Genomic DNA, 15,310 nt, shown 5'->3' with positions numbered 1-15,310 from the left:
ATGAAAACATTCTTTCTCTCCATGGCAGGCGCCTTCGCGGCCATGCTCGTTTTCATCCTGCTGATGGTTTCATTTGTCGTGGTGCTCATTGCCGGGGCAACGAGTTCCGCCCCTCCCAAACCAGATAAAATTGTTCTGAGCCTCGATCTCAATGCAGAATACCCCGATCAAAGTCCTGTTGGTGGATTGGCAGCTTTTTCACAAACGCCCGGTTTTATAGACCTGCTGACCAAACTTAAGGCAGCTGAGACCGACGATTCCGTCAAAGGCCTCTATGTGAGGGGCGCCATGATCGGTGTCGGCAGCTCTCGCGCGGAAGAATTGCGCCAGGCTTTCCACAGTTTCCGCGACTCGGGGAAGTTCATCATCGCGCATACGCAAGGCACTTACGGCATGAGCGGCCCGTCCGCGCTTCGCTCCATCACGGCTGCCGACGAGATCTGGATCCAACCTGGAACGGACCTGTTCGCCACAGGCGTCACTTTTGAGACTGAATTTCTCAAAGGCCTGTTCGACAAGATCGACGTGACCTCGGAAATCTACCCGTTCTACGAGTACAAGAACGCACCCAACACATATAATGAGACCGCCTACACGGAACCACACCGCGAGGCGATGACGGCTCTGGCTGAATCGATCTGGAATGTCTCGCTCCGCGAGATTGCAGAAGATCGCGGTATCCCAGTCGACAAGCTCAAGGCAGAACTCGAAAGCGGCCCGAAAACGGCCCAGCAAGTCATCGATCTCAAGATCATGGACAAGCTTGGATGGCCGGAAGAAGCCGAAGACGCTGCCAAGGAACGCGCAGGCAAGGATGCCGAGCTTGTCGAGCTCGCAGGCTACATCGCGCCAATGGTCAGCTTGAAAGCTCCACTTATTGCCGTCGTCGGTGGCGAAGGTGCGATTGTAACAGGCGGCGCCGAGGGGGGCTCCCCCTTCTCCAGCCCGCCAGCCTTTGCATCAGACGCGATAGCCCGCGCCATTCTTGATGCAGGTGACAATGACAAGGTAAAGGCCATCGTCTTCCGCGTCGACAGCCCAGGCGGATCGCCCACAGCCTCTGACCAGATCTGGCGTGCCATCAAACGCGTCCAGGAAAACGGCAAGCCGGTGGTCGTATCGATGGGCTCGCTTGCCGCTTCAGGCGGCTATTACGTTTCCGCAGGCGCTGACTATATCATGGCGGACCGCTCGACGATCACTGGCTCGATCGGCATCTTCGGCGGCAAGTTCGCCCTTGAAGGCGCGTTCAACAAGATCGGCGTAACGTTCGATACGGTCAGTGTCGGGGGCGAGTTCGCTGATGCCTATGGGACGGGCAAGTTCACCGAAAGCCAGGAAGCTGAAGTGAAAGCGTGGCTCAAGCGCGGCTATGACCGCTTCCTCGGCATTGTCGGCGACGGTCGCGGCATGACCTATGATGAAGTCAATGAAATTGCACGTGGCCGCGTGTGGAGCGGCGAGGATGCCATCAGCAAAGGCCTGGTCGATGAGATCGGTGGTTTCATGGATGCCATTGAAAAGGCCAAGGAACTCGGCGGCATCGAGGCCGATGTCACGCCGCGCCTGACTTACTACCCGCGCCGCAAGTCGGGCTTTGAAGCCCTCGAAAGCATTTTCGGTGTCTCGGAGGAAAGCGCGAAGGTCGCCTATATGCTCGGAACCGTCGCCAATGACGACCGCATGCAGGTACTGCTCGAAGAGATGACCGCAGCAGACGCGGCAAACTCAGGGCAGATGATGGCCATCGGCCCTCGCATTCGCGAGCACTGATACATCCATCGATATTTACCTAAAGGCCTGCCGGGAAACTGGCAGGCCTTTTGCACACTCGGGCCGTAAGCCTTCGCGAGACCGGTATTGTGTGCAATAGCGGCCTCGCCCCTGTTACACGGCGCCCAATCTGGGCCAAGTAGAGAGATACGAGTTTACCCATGAAAGTCCTGCTGACCGGTGCTGCCGGATTTATTGGAAGCGAACTGGCTCACCGCCTGCTCTCTGAAGGCCACGACGTCTGCGGCGTTGACTGTTTCACACCCTATTATGACGTACAGCTCAAACATGACCGCGTCGCGCGCCTGACGCCTTTCCCATCGTTCGAAATGCACCCGATCCGCGTCGAAGACGACGACGCAATGAAAAAGGTGTTTCACGACTTCATGCCGGAGATTGTCGTGCATCTCGCAGCGCAGGCTGGAGTACGCTACAGTCTCGACCATCCGCGCGAATATATCGACGCCAACGTCGTCGGCTCGTTCAATGTAATCGAGCTTTCGCGCCAGACAGGCGCCAAGCATCTCGTCATGGCATCGACAAGCTCGGCCTATGGCGCGAACCAGAAGTTTCCATTCGAGGAAACAGATGCCGCGCCACACCCGCTTACCATCTATGCGGCGACCAAGCTTGCCAGCGAACTGATCGCGCACAGCCACTCCCATCTCTATGGGACACCGACAACCATGCTCCGCTTCTTCAGCGTGTATGGACCATGGGGCCGGCCGGACATGGCCTTCTTCCTGTTCACCGACAAGATCTTCAAAGGCATCCCGATTGATGTCTTTAATCACGGCGATCTGCTGCGTGACTTCACCTATGTTGAAGACCTTGTAGAGGCGATCCGCCGCTTGATGGACACGCCGCCTGAAATGGGCGCGCCCGTGAGCCAGACCGACTCCCTGAGCCCGGTTGCGCCCTATCGCCTCGTCAATATCGGCAATGAGACACCCGTACGTCTCATGGATTATATTGAGGCGATCGAGGACGCGATTGGCCGCAAGGCGGTCAAAAACATGATCGGCATGCAGCCCGGTGATGTGAAGCAGACCTATGCTGATGCCAGCCTGCTGAAAGCGCTCACGGGATATGTTCCGACAACGGATGTCAGAACTGGCGTCACCGCATTCGTCGAATGGTATCGCGAGTATTACAAGCCCGAATAATCTTCGAGCCCGTGCACTTCCGCGAGTTCACCGAAAATGTCGGGCAGCGGCGCCTCCAGCGTCGCAGTCACACCTGACGGCCGGGCGATTTCCAGCTTCAGGGCATGCAGCATCAGGCGCGGGGCGCCCTGCAGGCCTGTGCCATATATTGTATCGCCGAGAATCGGACAGCCGAGATGCGCAAGGTGAATGCGTATCTGGTGCATGCGGCCTGTTTCCGGACTTAGCTGTATCAGCGCATGCGTTCCTGATGCTGCCAGCACCTTCCACCCTGTTCGAGCAGCTTGCGCGCCCTTACGTCCGGCCTTCGCAACAATCATGCGCGCCCGCCCGCCTTCCTGCACCTTTACAAGCGGTGCATTGATGACGCCCTCACGCCCGGATGGGATCGCGCCACTGACCATCGCAACATAGGTCTTGCGCGTCCGCCGCTCCGCGAACTCAGCAGAAAAGAAAGCGGCGGCTGGCTGCGTCTTTGCCACGATGATGACACCCGATGTGCCAGCGTCCAGCCTGTGCACCAGCTTTGGTCTTTTGCCGTTGGATCGCGCAAAGGCGACCAGAAGGGAATCCAGAGAACGATCAATGCCTCGCCCATCCTGGACAGGCAGGCCAGATGGCTTGTCAAAGCCGATCAAGTCGAAGTCCTGATAAATTATCAGTCCACGCATGAACGCGACATCTTCGGGTGAAATATCCGGCACTGGCTTGTTTCGTGTCATTTGCCCCCCTGCTTACGCGCACGGATAGCCGCGATTTCTTTCAGGCGCTCGGCAATGGGGCGCTCCCGCCCCTGCCCTTTCGGCTCATAATAGCGCTCACTTTCCATGCCGTCCGGAAAGTAATTCTGCCCTGACACGCCCTCTTCAGTATCATGATCATACTGATAGCCGTCGCCATAACCCTGATCCTTCATCATGGACGTCGGCGCGTTGAGAATGTGCTTTGGCGGCATACGACTTCCCGTCTGGGCCGCCGCACGGCGTGCCGCCTTGTAAGCCACATAGGCCGCGTTGGATTTCGGAGCGGTCGCCAAGTGGATAACGGCATGTGCAAGCGCAAGTTCACCTTCAGGGCTACCTAGCCGCTCATACGTGCGGGCTGCTTCCCCGCAAATCATAAGCGCTGTCGGGTCCGCCAATCCGATATCCTCGCTCGCCATCCGCACCAGGCGGCGCGCCAGGAAAAGCGGGTCTTCACCGCCCTCCAGCATGCGCGCAAACCAATACAGCGCTGCATCCGGGTCAGACCCACGAATGGATTTATGCAAGGCCGAGATGAGATTGTAATGCTCTTCCCGGTCCTTGTCATAGGCTGGTGCCCGTTTCTGAACAGCCGCGCTCAATTCCTCAAGCGACAGGAGACGCGGCGCGCTCGCCATCATGAAAGCCTGCTCGGCCAAATTCAGCAAATAGCGACCATCGCCGTCCGCCATGTCGATCACGGCCTGCCGCGCGCGATCAACAACAGGCAGCGGCCGCCCCTCCAGCGCTTCGGCCCGTTGCAGCAACGTCTCCATCGCCTGCGGCTCCAGCCGCTTCAGCGTGAGAACCGCGCAGCGCGAGAGAAGCGCGCCATTGATCTCGAAACTCGGATTCTCGGTCGTGGCGCCAACAAGCGTCACGGCGCCGCTTTCGACATACGGCAGGAACCCATCCTGCTGGGCCCGGTTGAACCGGTGGATCTCATCAACGAAGAGCAGCGTGCCCTTTCCCATATCGCGGCGCGCCTGCGCCTTGTCGAACACGGCGCGCAGGTCTTTCACGCCCGAAAAGATCGCACTGATCGCCTCGAACTCGAGATCCGTCTCTGCGGCCAGCAGCCGGGCAATCGTGGTCTTCCCCACGCCGGGAGGGCCCCACAGGATAATGGAGGACAAACGCCCGGCCTCAAGCATCCGGCTCAGCGGAGCGTCCGCACCGATCAAATGGTCCTGGCCAACCACATCGGCCAGCCGCGCGGGCCGTAAACGGTCCGCGAGTGGTCGCGGAGCGGACTCGGAAAGGCCTGAAGCAGCAAACAGATCGGACATAAAGCACTCCTAGGCGGGAACTAGCTGCATGATAAGGTGACCATGGAGGAAAATAACATGTCGATAGAGATTAGTCCGTCAGGACAGCCATTCGCCGCATCCGTAACCGGGCTTGACCTGTCCCAGCCCGTATCGCCTGATCTGGTGCAGGAAATACGAAATGCATGGCTCAAGCACCACGTCCTCGCCTTCCCCCGCCAGTCCATAAGCGATGACGATCTGGAGCGCTTCACACTCCTGTTCGGGCCCTTCGGCGACGATCCCTTCATCGCCCCCATTCCCGGTCGCAAACACATCATCGCCGTCAAACGTGCCGCAGATGAAACAGCCCCCATATTCGCCGAAACCTGGCATACCGACTGGAGTTTCCAGGCCACGCCGCCGGCCGGAACGTGCCTTTACGGCATTACCATTCCGCCCGAAGGTGGCGACACGCTCTTCGCGAACCAGCACCTGGCACTTGAGCAGATGCCCGACTCGCTGCGCCAGAGGATCGAAGGGCGCTACGCCATTCACTCTGCCCGCAACGCCTACGCTCCCTCCGGCGCTTACGGCGAATCTGACAGGGCCGCCGGTCGCTCAATGGATATCCGTCCTTCCGCAGACGCAGATGCCACTCAGCGGCACCCTCTGATCAAGCCCCATCCTGAAACCGGGCGCGACGCGCTCTTTGGCTGCGCCGGCTACATCATCGGCATTGAAGGGATGGACCCAGCAGAATCCTGGGACCTCCTGAGCGAAATTTACCGGTGGCAAACGCAGCCGCAATTCCAGTATCGGCATAAATGGCAATCGGAAATGCTTCTGATGTGGGACAATCGTAGCCTGCTCCACATGGCAACTGGCGGATACAAGGGCTACGACCGTCTGTTGCATCGCACAACAATCGGTTCGGCCTGACGTCTTCCCTGTACGCGCAATCAGGCGTAGCGTGTTTCCCATAAGAATAAAAACACATGGGAGGATACTATGGCGGACACCCTGCATCAGGTGGGACCTGACATACCTAATCCGTGGGATATCCCACTCGCGACACTCGATGTGTCGCGGGCGGAGCTCTTTCTCCACAATCGCCATGGCGACTACTTCCGGCGCCTCCGTGAAGAAGACCCCGTTCACTTCTGCGAGAAAAGCCAGTTCGGCCCCTTCTGGTCGATAACCCGGTATGAAGACATAATGGCCGTGGACTCAAACCACGGCGTGTTCTCATCCAAGCGGGATATCGTGATTGGCGACGCCCCGGACGATTTCGACACGCCGATGTTCATTGCTCAGGATCCGCCGATACATGACGTCCAGCGCAAGGCGGTACAGCCCGCTGTCGCGCCCACGCAGCTCAGCGACATCGAAGCCCTGATACGCCAGCGCGTGTGCACCATTCTGGATGCACTACCAATCGGGGAAGAGATCAACTGGGTCGAGCATGTCTCGAAGGAGCTGACTACCCAGATGCTGGCAACACTCTTCGACTTCCCCTTCGAAGACCGCCACCTCCTGCCCTACTGGTCCGATGTCACGACGACGTCTGAAACCGTGGGCATTGAAGTCGACATGAAGCACCGCGAAGCGGAACTCCATAAATGCCTCGCCTATTTCATGGGGCTCTGGCAGGAACGCGCGGCCCAGCCACGCAAGTTCGATTTCATCTCCCTGTTTGCCCATGATCCCAAGACTAAGGACATGATCAACAATCCAATGGAACTTCTGGGCAACCTCATGCTGCTCATCGTCGGCGGCAATGACACGACCCGCAACTCCATCTCGGGCGGCGTTGTCGCGCTTAATGATTTTCCGGAGCAATACGCGAAACTGAAGGCCGATCCTTCCCTCGTTCCCAACATGGTGTCTGAAATCATTCGCTGGCAAACGCCGCTGGCCCACATGCGCCGGACGGTGCTCGAGGATGTCGAGTTTCAGGGCAAGCAGATGCGCAAGGGCGACAAGGTCGTCATGTGGTATGTTTCAGGCAACCGGGACGGTTCCGTCATCGAGAACCCCGACCAGTTCATTATCGACCGGGCGAACGCACGTCGGCATCTGTCGTTCGGCTTCGGCATCCATCGTTGCATGGGCAACCGCGTCGCCGAGATGCAGTTACGCATTCTCTGGGAAGAAATCCTTGCTCGGTTTGAACATATCGAAGTCGTCGGCAAACCGGAGCGCGTCCTGTCGAATTTCGTGCTTGGCTTTGAGAATGTGCCGGTAATCGTTCATGCGCGCCAGGCTGACTAGAGGGTCACGGTGCCTTGGATCATGTGCCCGTTCCGCTCAAGTTCGATATTCCATGTATGGGTATCGGGCTTGAGCAAGGCCTTCAGGTCTTTGACGGACTTTGTCTGAACGCCATTCACAGAGCGGATGATATCGCCGGGCCGAAAATAACCCCGCGCAACCGAACGGCGCAGAACCGAGTGCACATAAATGCCAGACCCCTTCTGGAATGGGTCGAGACCATTCTCTTCCGCGAGGCGTGGCGAAAGCTCAACGACGCGCGCACCTGAGAATACATTCTGGCCATCGAGCAAGACGACATCAGCTTCGGTTGCGCCCGGCGGCGGCGCCAGCTTCACCTTCTTGGTCATCTGCTTGCCACCGCGCAACAGGGTCAGCTCTGTCGTTTCACCCGGGCTTTTGATCGCAGCCAGAAACTTCAGGCCTTTCTCGTCAAACACTTCGCGACCGTCGATGTCCGTCACGAGATCGCCCCGACGCAGGCCCGCGCGATCCGCCGGACCATCATCGTAAACTTCCGTCACCATCACGCCGATCGGGCGGTCCAGCCCTTGCGCTTTCGCCATGTCATAACTGACGGCCTGCCCGGCAAGGCCCAGCCAAGGGCGCACAAACGACCCCTCATTGATGGCCGCATTCACCACCCGTTTCACCATCTCAGCAGGAATGGCAAAGCCGATACCGTTGGAACCTCCTGAACGCGAGAAGATCGCCGTATTGACGCCGACGAGCTCGCCCTTGGTATTGATGAGCGCACCACCGGAATTGCCAGGGTTCACGGCCGCGTCGGTCTGCAGGAAGAAGGCATAGTCGGAAATGCCGACATCCGTACGCGCCGTTGCCGACAGGATGCCGCTGGTGACTGTCTGCCCGATACCGAACGGGTTCCCGATGGCCAGCACGAGATCCCCAACCTGCGATGCACGCGTATCGGCATAGGGCAAGGTTGGCAGCTTGGCGCCATTCGTGTCGATCTTCAGCACGGCCAAATCGGTGCGCTCATCCGCCAGAACCAGTTCAGCAGGATATTCCCGGCGGTCACTGAGCACGACACGAAATGACTCAGCGCCCTCCACGACATGATTATTGGTGACGATCACACCATCCGCCCCGACGATCACGCCTGATCCCAAGGAGTTCTGCACGCGCTCGCGCGGCGCAACACCGCCGGAAAAGAACTGCTCCATTGGAGAAACGCGTGAAGTCACACGCTTCTGTGTGTAGACGTTTACAACTGAAGGAGAGGTCTGCTTCACCAGTGGCGCAAACGAGAGTTCCATCTCGGTGCGGCTCTGTGGGACGATTTCCTCGGCTTCGGCAAACAAGGGCAAAAGCGCGACGATGAGGAGCGCCAGAACTGCCAGACCCGCTACAGCCAACAGTTTCGAGATGTGTTTCGTCATAGGTAGTGAGTGCATCATGACTATGGCTCTATTGCGGCATCACTCAGGAGGCAATTCGTCAATATATGACATTTCAGTCAGAATGCGGATTTGGTCCAATCGTACCAGCCCGCTCTGCCAGTGCCCGAAGATTGGCCTCATGCCCTTCCCGGCTGATCCGATAGAACGAGACGCAGAATATCATGAGCATCCAGATCGAGAGCAGCGAGACAGCATAACCGATGCCCAGCAATTGTAGCTGCGATTCCGGCACATTGCCCGGCCGCATGCCCGGCGTAATGGAGGCGACTGACAGGACAATCGCCGCAAGCATCACGCCTGAGCCCTGTGCGAGCTTGCGGATAAAGCTGATACCCGCGAAGAATATGCCTTCCGACCGCCTTCCGGTCTGGAGTTCGCTATCCTCAACGATATCGGCAATCATGGAGCCCATCAGCATCTGGGTGGCGATGATAAGGGCGACGTCGAACACCGTGACGGTTATCACGATATTGAACAGAAGGTCCGTCCCGTTAGGCGGCATGATGCCAATCACGCGCGCCAGAACCGGCGCCGGCGCTATCGTGAAAGCCATCAGCCCCACGATGATTGCACCTCGCTTCTTGCCAAGCGTCTTACCTACAAGAGGCGCCACAAAGAGGGCAATAACGGCCGATATATAAACCGCCACCGTAAGAAGTGCCGTTTGGTCCGTCGTGAAGCCCCAGAAGAGTCCATTGATATATTGGTTCAGCGACGCAGAGATACCTGTCGCAAGGAGCCCGAATAGCGTCGCCAGGAAGAGCGCGCGGAATGACGGGTTTGAAACCGTCTCCAGGATTTCCTTGAAAATGCGTCCGACCGTAAGTTTCCGCTGAGGCGGCGGGGACTTCAGATGTGGAATATGACCATGCGTTCCTGCCGTCGTCGCGAGGACAGCTAGGAAAATGACGATGGCCGCCCAAAGCCCGTAAGTATGCCAACCCTCCTTGTTGAAGAACCCGGACGGATCCGCCTCGGTTGGCCGCAACAGCAGGGCCAGAAGCGCAATCTGGATACTCAGGCCGCCGACCCAGGCAAAGAAATATCGATACGACATCAGCGACGTACGGGCGTCATAGTCGCTGGTCAGCTCGGCGGCGAGGGCGTTCTGTGGCACTTCATAAATTGTGAAGAGCAGTCTCACACAGATCGTCAGCGCAACCAGCCAGCCAAAAAGATCATTCCCCTCCAACCCGGCGGGTGGATTCCACGCGAAGAAATACGCAATGGCGACGGGTACCATAGCAGCATACATGAACGGGTGTCGTCGCCCGAGGCGTGTCCGGAAATTGTCCGACCAGTATCCGACCACCGGGTCTGAAACTGCATCGACAATGAGTGCGATGAACAGCGCCGCCGCCACAAGCGAGGCCGATACGCCCAGAACCTGACTGTAATAGAACAACAGGAAATAATCGAAGCCGTTATTCTTCACGCCATCTGCGATGCCCCCTACGCCAAACGCGATGCGGGTCAGGTGGCTCGGTTTGCCTTGGGATCCAATGGCCATGCGCAGCCCCCTGTTCAGCGTAAAGACTTAAAGACCAAGGACCATCTTGGACATGATGTTACGCTGGATCTCGTTCGAGCCGGCGTAGATCGATGTCTTGCGATAGCTGAAATAGCTCGGCACGGTCGTAACGGCCTCAATCGGCGTTAGCGTGTCGGCGTTCGCACCGTCGCGTGCCAATTCCATAGTGTTCCGCACGAATGGCGCCCCGTAGGTGCCTGCCGCCTCAATCGCGAGTTCAGTGATCGCTTGCTGCATTTCAGAACCGGCACATTTCAGCATCGAGCTTTCCGGCCCTACCGCCTCACCTGCCGACAGCGCAGAGAATATGCGCTGTTCCGTGGCATCAAGTGCTTCGATACCGATCTCCATTTGCGTGAGCTTGCGCGCAAAATCAGGGTCATTCAGGAGATCACCACCCGTGACACTATCGACCTTGGCCAGCTTGCGCACCTTCTTCAACATGTTGCGAAGCCCCGGCGCATAGGCATTGCCGCGCTCGAACTGAAGGAGGTACTTGGCGTATGTCCATCCCTTGTTCTCCTCGCCAATCAGGGATTCCGCTATCGGAACGCGTACGTTCTCGAAGAAGACCTGATTGATTTCCTGCTCGCCTTCAGGCGGGCCGTCGAGCGTGGGCAGAGCTGAAATCGTGATGCCAGGCAGGTTCATCGGAAAGATAATGAAGCTGATGCCTTCCTGGTTTTTGCCGCTCTTGTCTGTCCGCACGAGGCAGAAGATCCAGTCAGCCCATTGTGCCAGCGTGGTCCATATCTTCGATCCGTTGAGCACATAGTCGTCGCCATCGCGCACTGCGCTCATTTGGAGGGACGCAAGGTCCGAACCAGAGCCGGGCTCAGAATATCCCTGGCACCACCAGACATCGGACGAGAGGATTGACGGTAGGTGTCGCTTCTTCTGCGCCTCTGATCCGAAAGCCATGATCACCGGCGCAACCATCGCAACGCCCATAGGGCTGACAATGGGCGTTCCCGCTGAGGATAGTTCCATGTTCAGAATATACCGTTCCGACGGGGTCAGCCCCGGACCGCCGTATTGCTCAGGCCAGTTGGGTGCAATCCAGCCCTTCTCATACAGCTTCTTTTGCCAGGCGACCTGCCCTTCCTTGTCGAGATAACCATTCTTGGACAGCGCCATCTTTGCCCGAAGGTCAGGCGTGTAAGATTGGGCAATCCAGTCGCGTACTTCTTTTTGGAACGCGGTATCTTCGGGCGTGAATGACAGATCCATTCTTCGGCACTCCGCCTTATTCTACGATGTCGTAATACTGGATTTCCGGCGCTCCGCCGAGGACACCCCCCAGTTTCGGGCCAGCTGCCTTGAAATACTCGGTTTGGCCATGAGACTTGAGAGCATCGGCCGAAGCGTATTGCTCCATGAAGATATAGTCGGTTTCAGAACCCTTGGTCTTGTAAAGCTGGTAGGTCAGACAGCCCGGCTCGTTCGCCTTGACCTTGGCCATCAAATCCTTGGCAATCTGCTCGAACTCGGCCTGCTTGCCGTCCTGAATCTTGAGTTTCGCAACAACGCCGATCATGTGGTCTCTCCCTTAAGTACGATTTGTTTTTTTGCACACTATGAGCTTCCCGGGCGGGGGCAAGCTTGACCTAAGGGCGCGGACTCCAAAAAAGATGGTTCAAGGCGGGAAGGTCCGGCTGAAACGTTAGGCATGTGGATCAAAATCCGTTGGTCCTGACAGCTTTTCGATGTTCGAGTGTAGTATTTCGAGTCTCAGCGGCCGCTAATTCGTGTATTGCGCGTAATTTGGAACGGGACTTGCTCATGTCCCGTTGAAACGAGCCAACTTACAGGATTCACAGTGGAATCAAGCGTCATCCCTCTTGAGAGAACAGATATTAGGATCGATGCCTCGCACGTTCTGGCCGTGATACCGGCGCTGAATGAGGCGCGGCATATCGAGACCTGCATCCGCTCGCTCATGACAGGTGACGTCTGGCTGCGCAGCGTCCCGCTCGTTGTGGTGGACGGGGGCAGTACGGATGGCACAGCAGAGATCGTGGAAAGACTTATCCACGAATTCCCAAACCTAAAGATTCTTTACAATCCTGAACGGTTCCAGTCGGCGGCGGTCAATCGTGCAGTAACCGAGTGTGCCGATGCGGACACCCGTTTCCTCGTTCGTTGCGATGCCCATTCCGTATTTCCTCAAGACTTCATCCTGTCAGTCACCAGCGTCCTCATTCACACCAGCGCCGCTTCGGTTGTCATCCCAATGGATGCCCGCGGCAAAACCTGTTTTGAGAAGGCAAATGCCTGGATCGTCGACACGCCGCTCGGATCCGGCGGATCAGCCCACCGCGGCGGGCGCCAGTCCGGCTATGTCGATCACGGCCATCATGCCGGCTTTGATCTTACCGTTTTCCGGTCCCTGGGGGGCTATGACGGATCATTTTCGCATAACGAAGACGCCGAGTATGACGAACGGGTCGCTCAGGCTGGCGGCCGCATATACCTCGATGCCACCATCCGCAAGATCTACATCCCGCGCTCAACTGTCGGGACGCTGGCCAAGCAGTATTTCAATTACGGAAAAGGCCGCGCGCGGACCATATTCAAGCATCGCCAGAGACCAAAAATCCGCCAGATGTTGCCTGTTCTGGCGCTGCTTGGCAGCGTGGCCGGGCTCCTGGCCTCGCCCTTTTTTCCAGTCGCCTTAATCCTGCCCTTTGGTTATCTCGGCATACTTGTTGCTGCGTCAATCATCGTCAGCGTCTCGAAACGCTCTACCTGCGGGCTTCTTGCAGGGCTTGCGTCGGGTACGATGCATATGAGCTGGGCTGCAGGATTCATCAAGCAATCCCTTATGGGAGCTCGATAATCAGGTGAGGCAGGAAATTGGCGTTTATCACGAAACCACTATAAAGAGAGAGATTGACCAGAAAGTAACCATGTCCAGATTGCCACAACTCTTGCAGAGGTCTTTCCTGGAACAGTTCGGGCGCCTAACGCGCTCGGCGACGTCGCTGCGCGCCCGGATTCGTGCGGGCAGCACGCGTGGCGTCCATCTGGAGTCCCCGTCGGTGGCGCAACCTGCCCGCAGTGCGGTGACCCGTGTGACATCGGCTCCTGATGGAGAGTGCCTTTACGCAATCGGAGACATTCACGGAAGGCGTGACTTGCTTGAACGGTTGGTCGAGGAAATCGAAGCCGATTCGGCCAATTTGCCTGAAGGTACAACCGTCACGCTTGTCTTCCTTGGCGACTATATTGACCGTGGCTTGCAATCCCGCGATGTCATTGAATTCTTCCTCGGAGACCGCCTGGATAAGTTCAACACGGTCTTCCTGATGGGCAACCATGAAGAGGCATTCCTCAAGTTTCTTGAGGATGCCTCTTTCGGCAGCCAATGGGTTCGTTTTGGCGGCGGAGAGACACTTTACTCCTACGGTTTTCAACCACCGAATACACGCGGAAGTCTCGGCTCGCATGAGGCCATGGCGGCGGCCCGCGATGCCTGGGCCACGCTTTGGACGGCCTTTCGGGAAAGGCTGCCTGAAGCCCACCTCGACTTTTACCGATCCCTAAAACCCTACTATACGGCTGGCGACTATTTGTTTGTCCATGCTGGCTTGCGGCCTGAAAAGGCCATGCAAGACCAGACCATTCGCGACATGCTCTGGATCCGGGACGAGTTCCTTGACGACACGAAGCAATTTTCGCATCTCATAGTCCACGGGCATACGCCAGCCGAAGGTATATTCCGTGACAATCGCCGCATTGGCCTCGATACCGGGGCCTTCCTGAGCGGCAAACTGTCTGCGGCAAGGTTCTTCGGCAAGGACATTAGCTTTCTGACCACCTGAGTGTGTCAGTGTGAAACGATGGGCGTCTTTAAGCGCCTCTGTATGGAGATTTCAAAATGTCGCTGCTTCGTTCGGCAATTTTTACGGCGATGGTCGCCATGTTCATGTTTGTGACAGCATGTGAATCCGGCGGCACGGCTACCCGTCAGGTAGTCGATAACTCCGCACCGACACAGGCCCAAACGAATACTGCTTATACTTTGGGCACGGGCGACAAACTTCGCATCAATGTTTTTGGTCAGCCCGAACTTTCGGGTCAATTTGTAATCGACGGAACTGGCGCAATCTCCCTTCCATTGATCGGTCAGGTGGCCGCGACGGGCAGCAGCAGCCAGGAACTTGAAACCGCCATCGCAGAGAAGCTGTCGGACGGTTTCCTCCTTGAGCCACGTGTCAGCGTAGAGGTTACAAATTACCGCCCGTTTTACATCCTTGGCGAAGTGGGCCGGCCCGGCGAATACCCCTTCAATTCAGGTTTGACCGTTTTGAATGCTGTAGCCGCTGCTGGAGGTTTCACCTATCGGGCCAACAAGAAGGTCGTGTACATCAAGAGTGTGGGCGCTGAACAGGAAGTTAAGTACGAGCTTAACACCAACACGGTTGTGAAACCTGGCGACACGCTTCGCGTAAGCGAGCGCATCTTCTAGGTTCCAAACGAATCAGTCAGTCATTACCAAACATATGCACGCCCGCGTGTCCGATTCAGGGACACGCGGGCGCTTACATATTGTGCCAGTGTTTTGAGCAGTGTGTCTCGTATCGATACACAAAACTCGTCGAAAAGCCGAGTATGAATGAATATTTATCCAATACTTCCCCAGAGACGCGAAAACGACAGAAAATGTATACAACCAGTTAATTATTTGCGGAATTCGCGGTATAACGATTGCAAATCTGGGCTCGAACGCAATAAGCGTCAGAGTCAGATGCGGCAGGAAATTTGCAAATAGGTCGAGTGGACGCGGCCGATTAGCAAAACCGCAAGTAGATTATTAGGGGACCAGAATGGGCTTGAGATTAAGTAACCCGTCAAGGCAGGCAGAAGCCGCCGCTTATGCAGCAGCGACAATGCGCCAGCCTTCGAGTGGCGATCACGCGCAATTCAAACGACTTGTCGACATTGTTGTCGCTGGCGCCGCGCTCTTGTTTTTGGCCCCGCTCATTCTCGCCATCGCGCTTCTTATCCGCATGCAGGATGGCAGTCGGGCTTTCTATTCCCAGAAGCGCTATGGCCTGAACGGCGAGACCTTTAATTGCTTCAAGCTGCGCTCGATGGTTCCGGATGCCCGCGAGCAACTTGGTAGCGTCCCGGGACTTGGTGTAAATTC

Annotated in this window: 14 protein-coding genes; 8 read left to right on the top strand and 6 right to left on the bottom strand. The window is 57.1% G+C overall.

Going from position 1 to position 15,310, the window contains the following annotated elements; all coding sequences use genetic code 11:
• Together sppA and HOC_RS15770 are read left to right on the top strand one after the other, a co-directional pair.
• Positions 1–1,773: a signal peptide peptidase SppA gene (gene sppA, locus HOC_RS15775; RefSeq protein WP_035540379.1), complete on the top strand. Its 1,773-nt coding sequence runs from the start codon at positions 1–3 to the stop codon at positions 1,771–1,773.
• Positions 1,774–1,934: 161 nt separating this feature from the next.
• On the top strand, positions 1,935–2,939 hold the full coding sequence (locus HOC_RS15770; protein ID WP_035540377.1) for an NAD-dependent epimerase/dehydratase family protein: 1,005 nt from the start codon (positions 1,935–1,937) through the stop codon (positions 2,937–2,939).
• On the opposite strand, the gene HOC_RS15765 is transcribed toward HOC_RS15770, so the two are convergent.
• Positions 2,924–3,661, bottom strand: coding sequence for an RluA family pseudouridine synthase (locus HOC_RS15765; RefSeq protein WP_035540375.1), 738 nt, complete (start codon positions 3,659–3,661; stop codon positions 2,924–2,926). The two genes, HOC_RS15770 and HOC_RS15765, sit on opposite strands and share 16 nt — an antisense overlap.
• Positions 3,658–4,971, bottom strand: a complete 1,314-nt coding sequence (locus HOC_RS15760) for a replication-associated recombination protein A (protein ID WP_035540373.1) — start codon at positions 4,969–4,971, stop codon at positions 3,658–3,660. Before HOC_RS15760 ends, HOC_RS15765 begins: the two co-directional genes overlap by 4 nt.
• Before the next feature lie 57 nt (positions 4,972–5,028).
• Between HOC_RS15760 and HOC_RS15755 the strand changes: the two genes are divergently transcribed.
• Both HOC_RS15755 and HOC_RS15750 read left to right on the top strand, forming a co-directional pair.
• Positions 5,029–5,871 (top strand): TauD/TfdA dioxygenase family protein, encoded by an 843-nt coding sequence (locus tag HOC_RS15755; RefSeq protein ID WP_035540372.1) that lies wholly within the window; start codon positions 5,029–5,031, stop codon positions 5,869–5,871.
• Between the two features lie 69 nt (positions 5,872–5,940).
• The gene (locus HOC_RS15750) at positions 5,941–7,203 is read left to right on the top strand and encodes a cytochrome P450 (RefSeq protein ID WP_035540369.1); all 1,263 of its coding nucleotides are present in this window, start codon (positions 5,941–5,943) and stop codon (positions 7,201–7,203) included.
• On the opposite strand, the gene HOC_RS15745 is transcribed toward HOC_RS15750, so the two are convergent.
• From HOC_RS15745 to HOC_RS15730, 4 genes are all read right to left on the bottom strand, one after another.
• The gene (locus tag HOC_RS15745) at positions 7,200–8,606 is read right to left on the bottom strand and encodes a Do family serine endopeptidase (RefSeq protein WP_035540366.1); all 1,407 of its coding nucleotides are present in this window, start codon (positions 8,604–8,606) and stop codon (positions 7,200–7,202) included. The genes HOC_RS15750 and HOC_RS15745 overlap by 4 nt on opposite strands.
• Before the next feature lie 73 nt (positions 8,607–8,679).
• A complete protein-coding gene (locus tag HOC_RS15740; RefSeq protein ID WP_035540364.1) occupies positions 8,680–10,137 on the bottom strand; it encodes an MFS transporter in 1,458 nt (485 codons plus the stop codon).
• A gap of 27 nt (positions 10,138–10,164) precedes the next feature.
• On the bottom strand, positions 10,165–11,388 hold the full coding sequence (locus tag HOC_RS15735; protein WP_035540363.1) for an acyl-CoA dehydrogenase family protein: 1,224 nt from the start codon (positions 11,386–11,388) through the stop codon (positions 10,165–10,167).
• Positions 11,389–11,404: 16 nt separating this feature from the next.
• Complete coding sequence (locus HOC_RS15730) at positions 11,405–11,695, bottom strand: putative quinol monooxygenase (RefSeq protein ID WP_035540362.1); 291 nt, start codon at positions 11,693–11,695, stop codon at positions 11,405–11,407.
• A 282-nt stretch (positions 11,696–11,977) separates the two neighbouring features.
• On the opposite strand from HOC_RS15730, the gene HOC_RS15725 reads away from it, so the two are divergent.
• The 4 genes from HOC_RS15725 to HOC_RS15710 all read left to right on the top strand — a co-directional run.
• Entirely contained in the window at positions 11,978–12,997 is a 1,020-nt protein-coding gene (locus HOC_RS15725) for a glycosyltransferase family 2 protein (RefSeq protein ID WP_084146389.1), read from the top strand.
• Positions 12,998–13,067: 70 nt separating this feature from the next.
• The gene (locus tag HOC_RS15720; RefSeq protein ID WP_084146388.1) at positions 13,068–13,982 is read left to right on the top strand and encodes a metallophosphoesterase family protein; all 915 of its coding nucleotides are present in this window, start codon (positions 13,068–13,070) and stop codon (positions 13,980–13,982) included.
• A gap of 56 nt (positions 13,983–14,038) precedes the next feature.
• Positions 14,039–14,629, top strand: a complete 591-nt coding sequence (locus HOC_RS15715; protein WP_035540361.1) for a polysaccharide biosynthesis/export family protein — start codon at positions 14,039–14,041, stop codon at positions 14,627–14,629.
• Positions 14,630–14,987: 358 nt separating this feature from the next.
• Positions 14,988–15,310 (top strand): sugar transferase (locus HOC_RS15710; RefSeq protein ID WP_162174880.1); only part of this gene is annotated, 323 nt, incomplete at its 3' end.

Source organism: Hyphomonas oceanitis SCH89 (genome assembly GCF_000685295.1).
In the GTDB taxonomy this organism is placed as follows: domain Bacteria; phylum Pseudomonadota; class Alphaproteobacteria; order Caulobacterales; family Hyphomonadaceae; genus Hyphomonas; species Hyphomonas oceanitis.
Note: the sequence above shows the minus strand (reverse complement) of the source record. Positions and strands in the feature narration are given on the sequence as shown.

What these genes read in the sequence shown, in the direction of transcription:
- HOC_RS15745 (WP_035540366.1), bottom strand. Translation starts at nt 8,606, where the DNA reads ATGACGAAACACATCTCGAAACTGTTGGCTGTAGCGGGTCTGGCAGTT.
- HOC_RS15730 (WP_035540362.1), bottom strand. Translation starts at nt 11,695, where the DNA reads ATGATCGGCGTTGTTGCGAAACTCAAGATTCAGGACGGCAAGCAGGCC.
- HOC_RS15735 (WP_035540363.1), bottom strand. Translation starts at nt 11,388, where the DNA reads ATGGATCTGTCATTCACGCCCGAAGATACCGCGTTCCAAAAAGAAGTA.
- HOC_RS15720 (WP_084146388.1), top strand. Translation starts at nt 13,068, where the DNA reads ATGTCCAGATTGCCACAACTCTTGCAGAGGTCTTTCCTGGAACAGTTC.
- HOC_RS15755 (WP_035540372.1), top strand. Translation starts at nt 5,029, where the DNA reads ATGTCGATAGAGATTAGTCCGTCAGGACAGCCATTCGCCGCATCCGTA.
- HOC_RS15750 (WP_035540369.1), top strand. Translation starts at nt 5,941, where the DNA reads ATGGCGGACACCCTGCATCAGGTGGGACCTGACATACCTAATCCGTGG.
- HOC_RS15740 (WP_035540364.1), bottom strand. Translation starts at nt 10,137, where the DNA reads ATGGCCATTGGATCCCAAGGCAAACCGAGCCACCTGACCCGCATCGCG.
- HOC_RS15715 (WP_035540361.1), top strand. Translation starts at nt 14,039, where the DNA reads ATGTCGCTGCTTCGTTCGGCAATTTTTACGGCGATGGTCGCCATGTTC.
- HOC_RS15770 (WP_035540377.1), top strand. Translation starts at nt 1,935, where the DNA reads ATGAAAGTCCTGCTGACCGGTGCTGCCGGATTTATTGGAAGCGAACTG.
- HOC_RS15765 (WP_035540375.1), bottom strand. Translation starts at nt 3,661, where the DNA reads ATGACACGAAACAAGCCAGTGCCGGATATTTCACCCGAAGATGTCGCG.
- HOC_RS15760 (WP_035540373.1), bottom strand. Translation starts at nt 4,971, where the DNA reads ATGTCCGATCTGTTTGCTGCTTCAGGCCTTTCCGAGTCCGCTCCGCGA.
- sppA (WP_035540379.1), top strand. Translation starts at nt 1, where the DNA reads ATGAAAACATTCTTTCTCTCCATGGCAGGCGCCTTCGCGGCCATGCTC.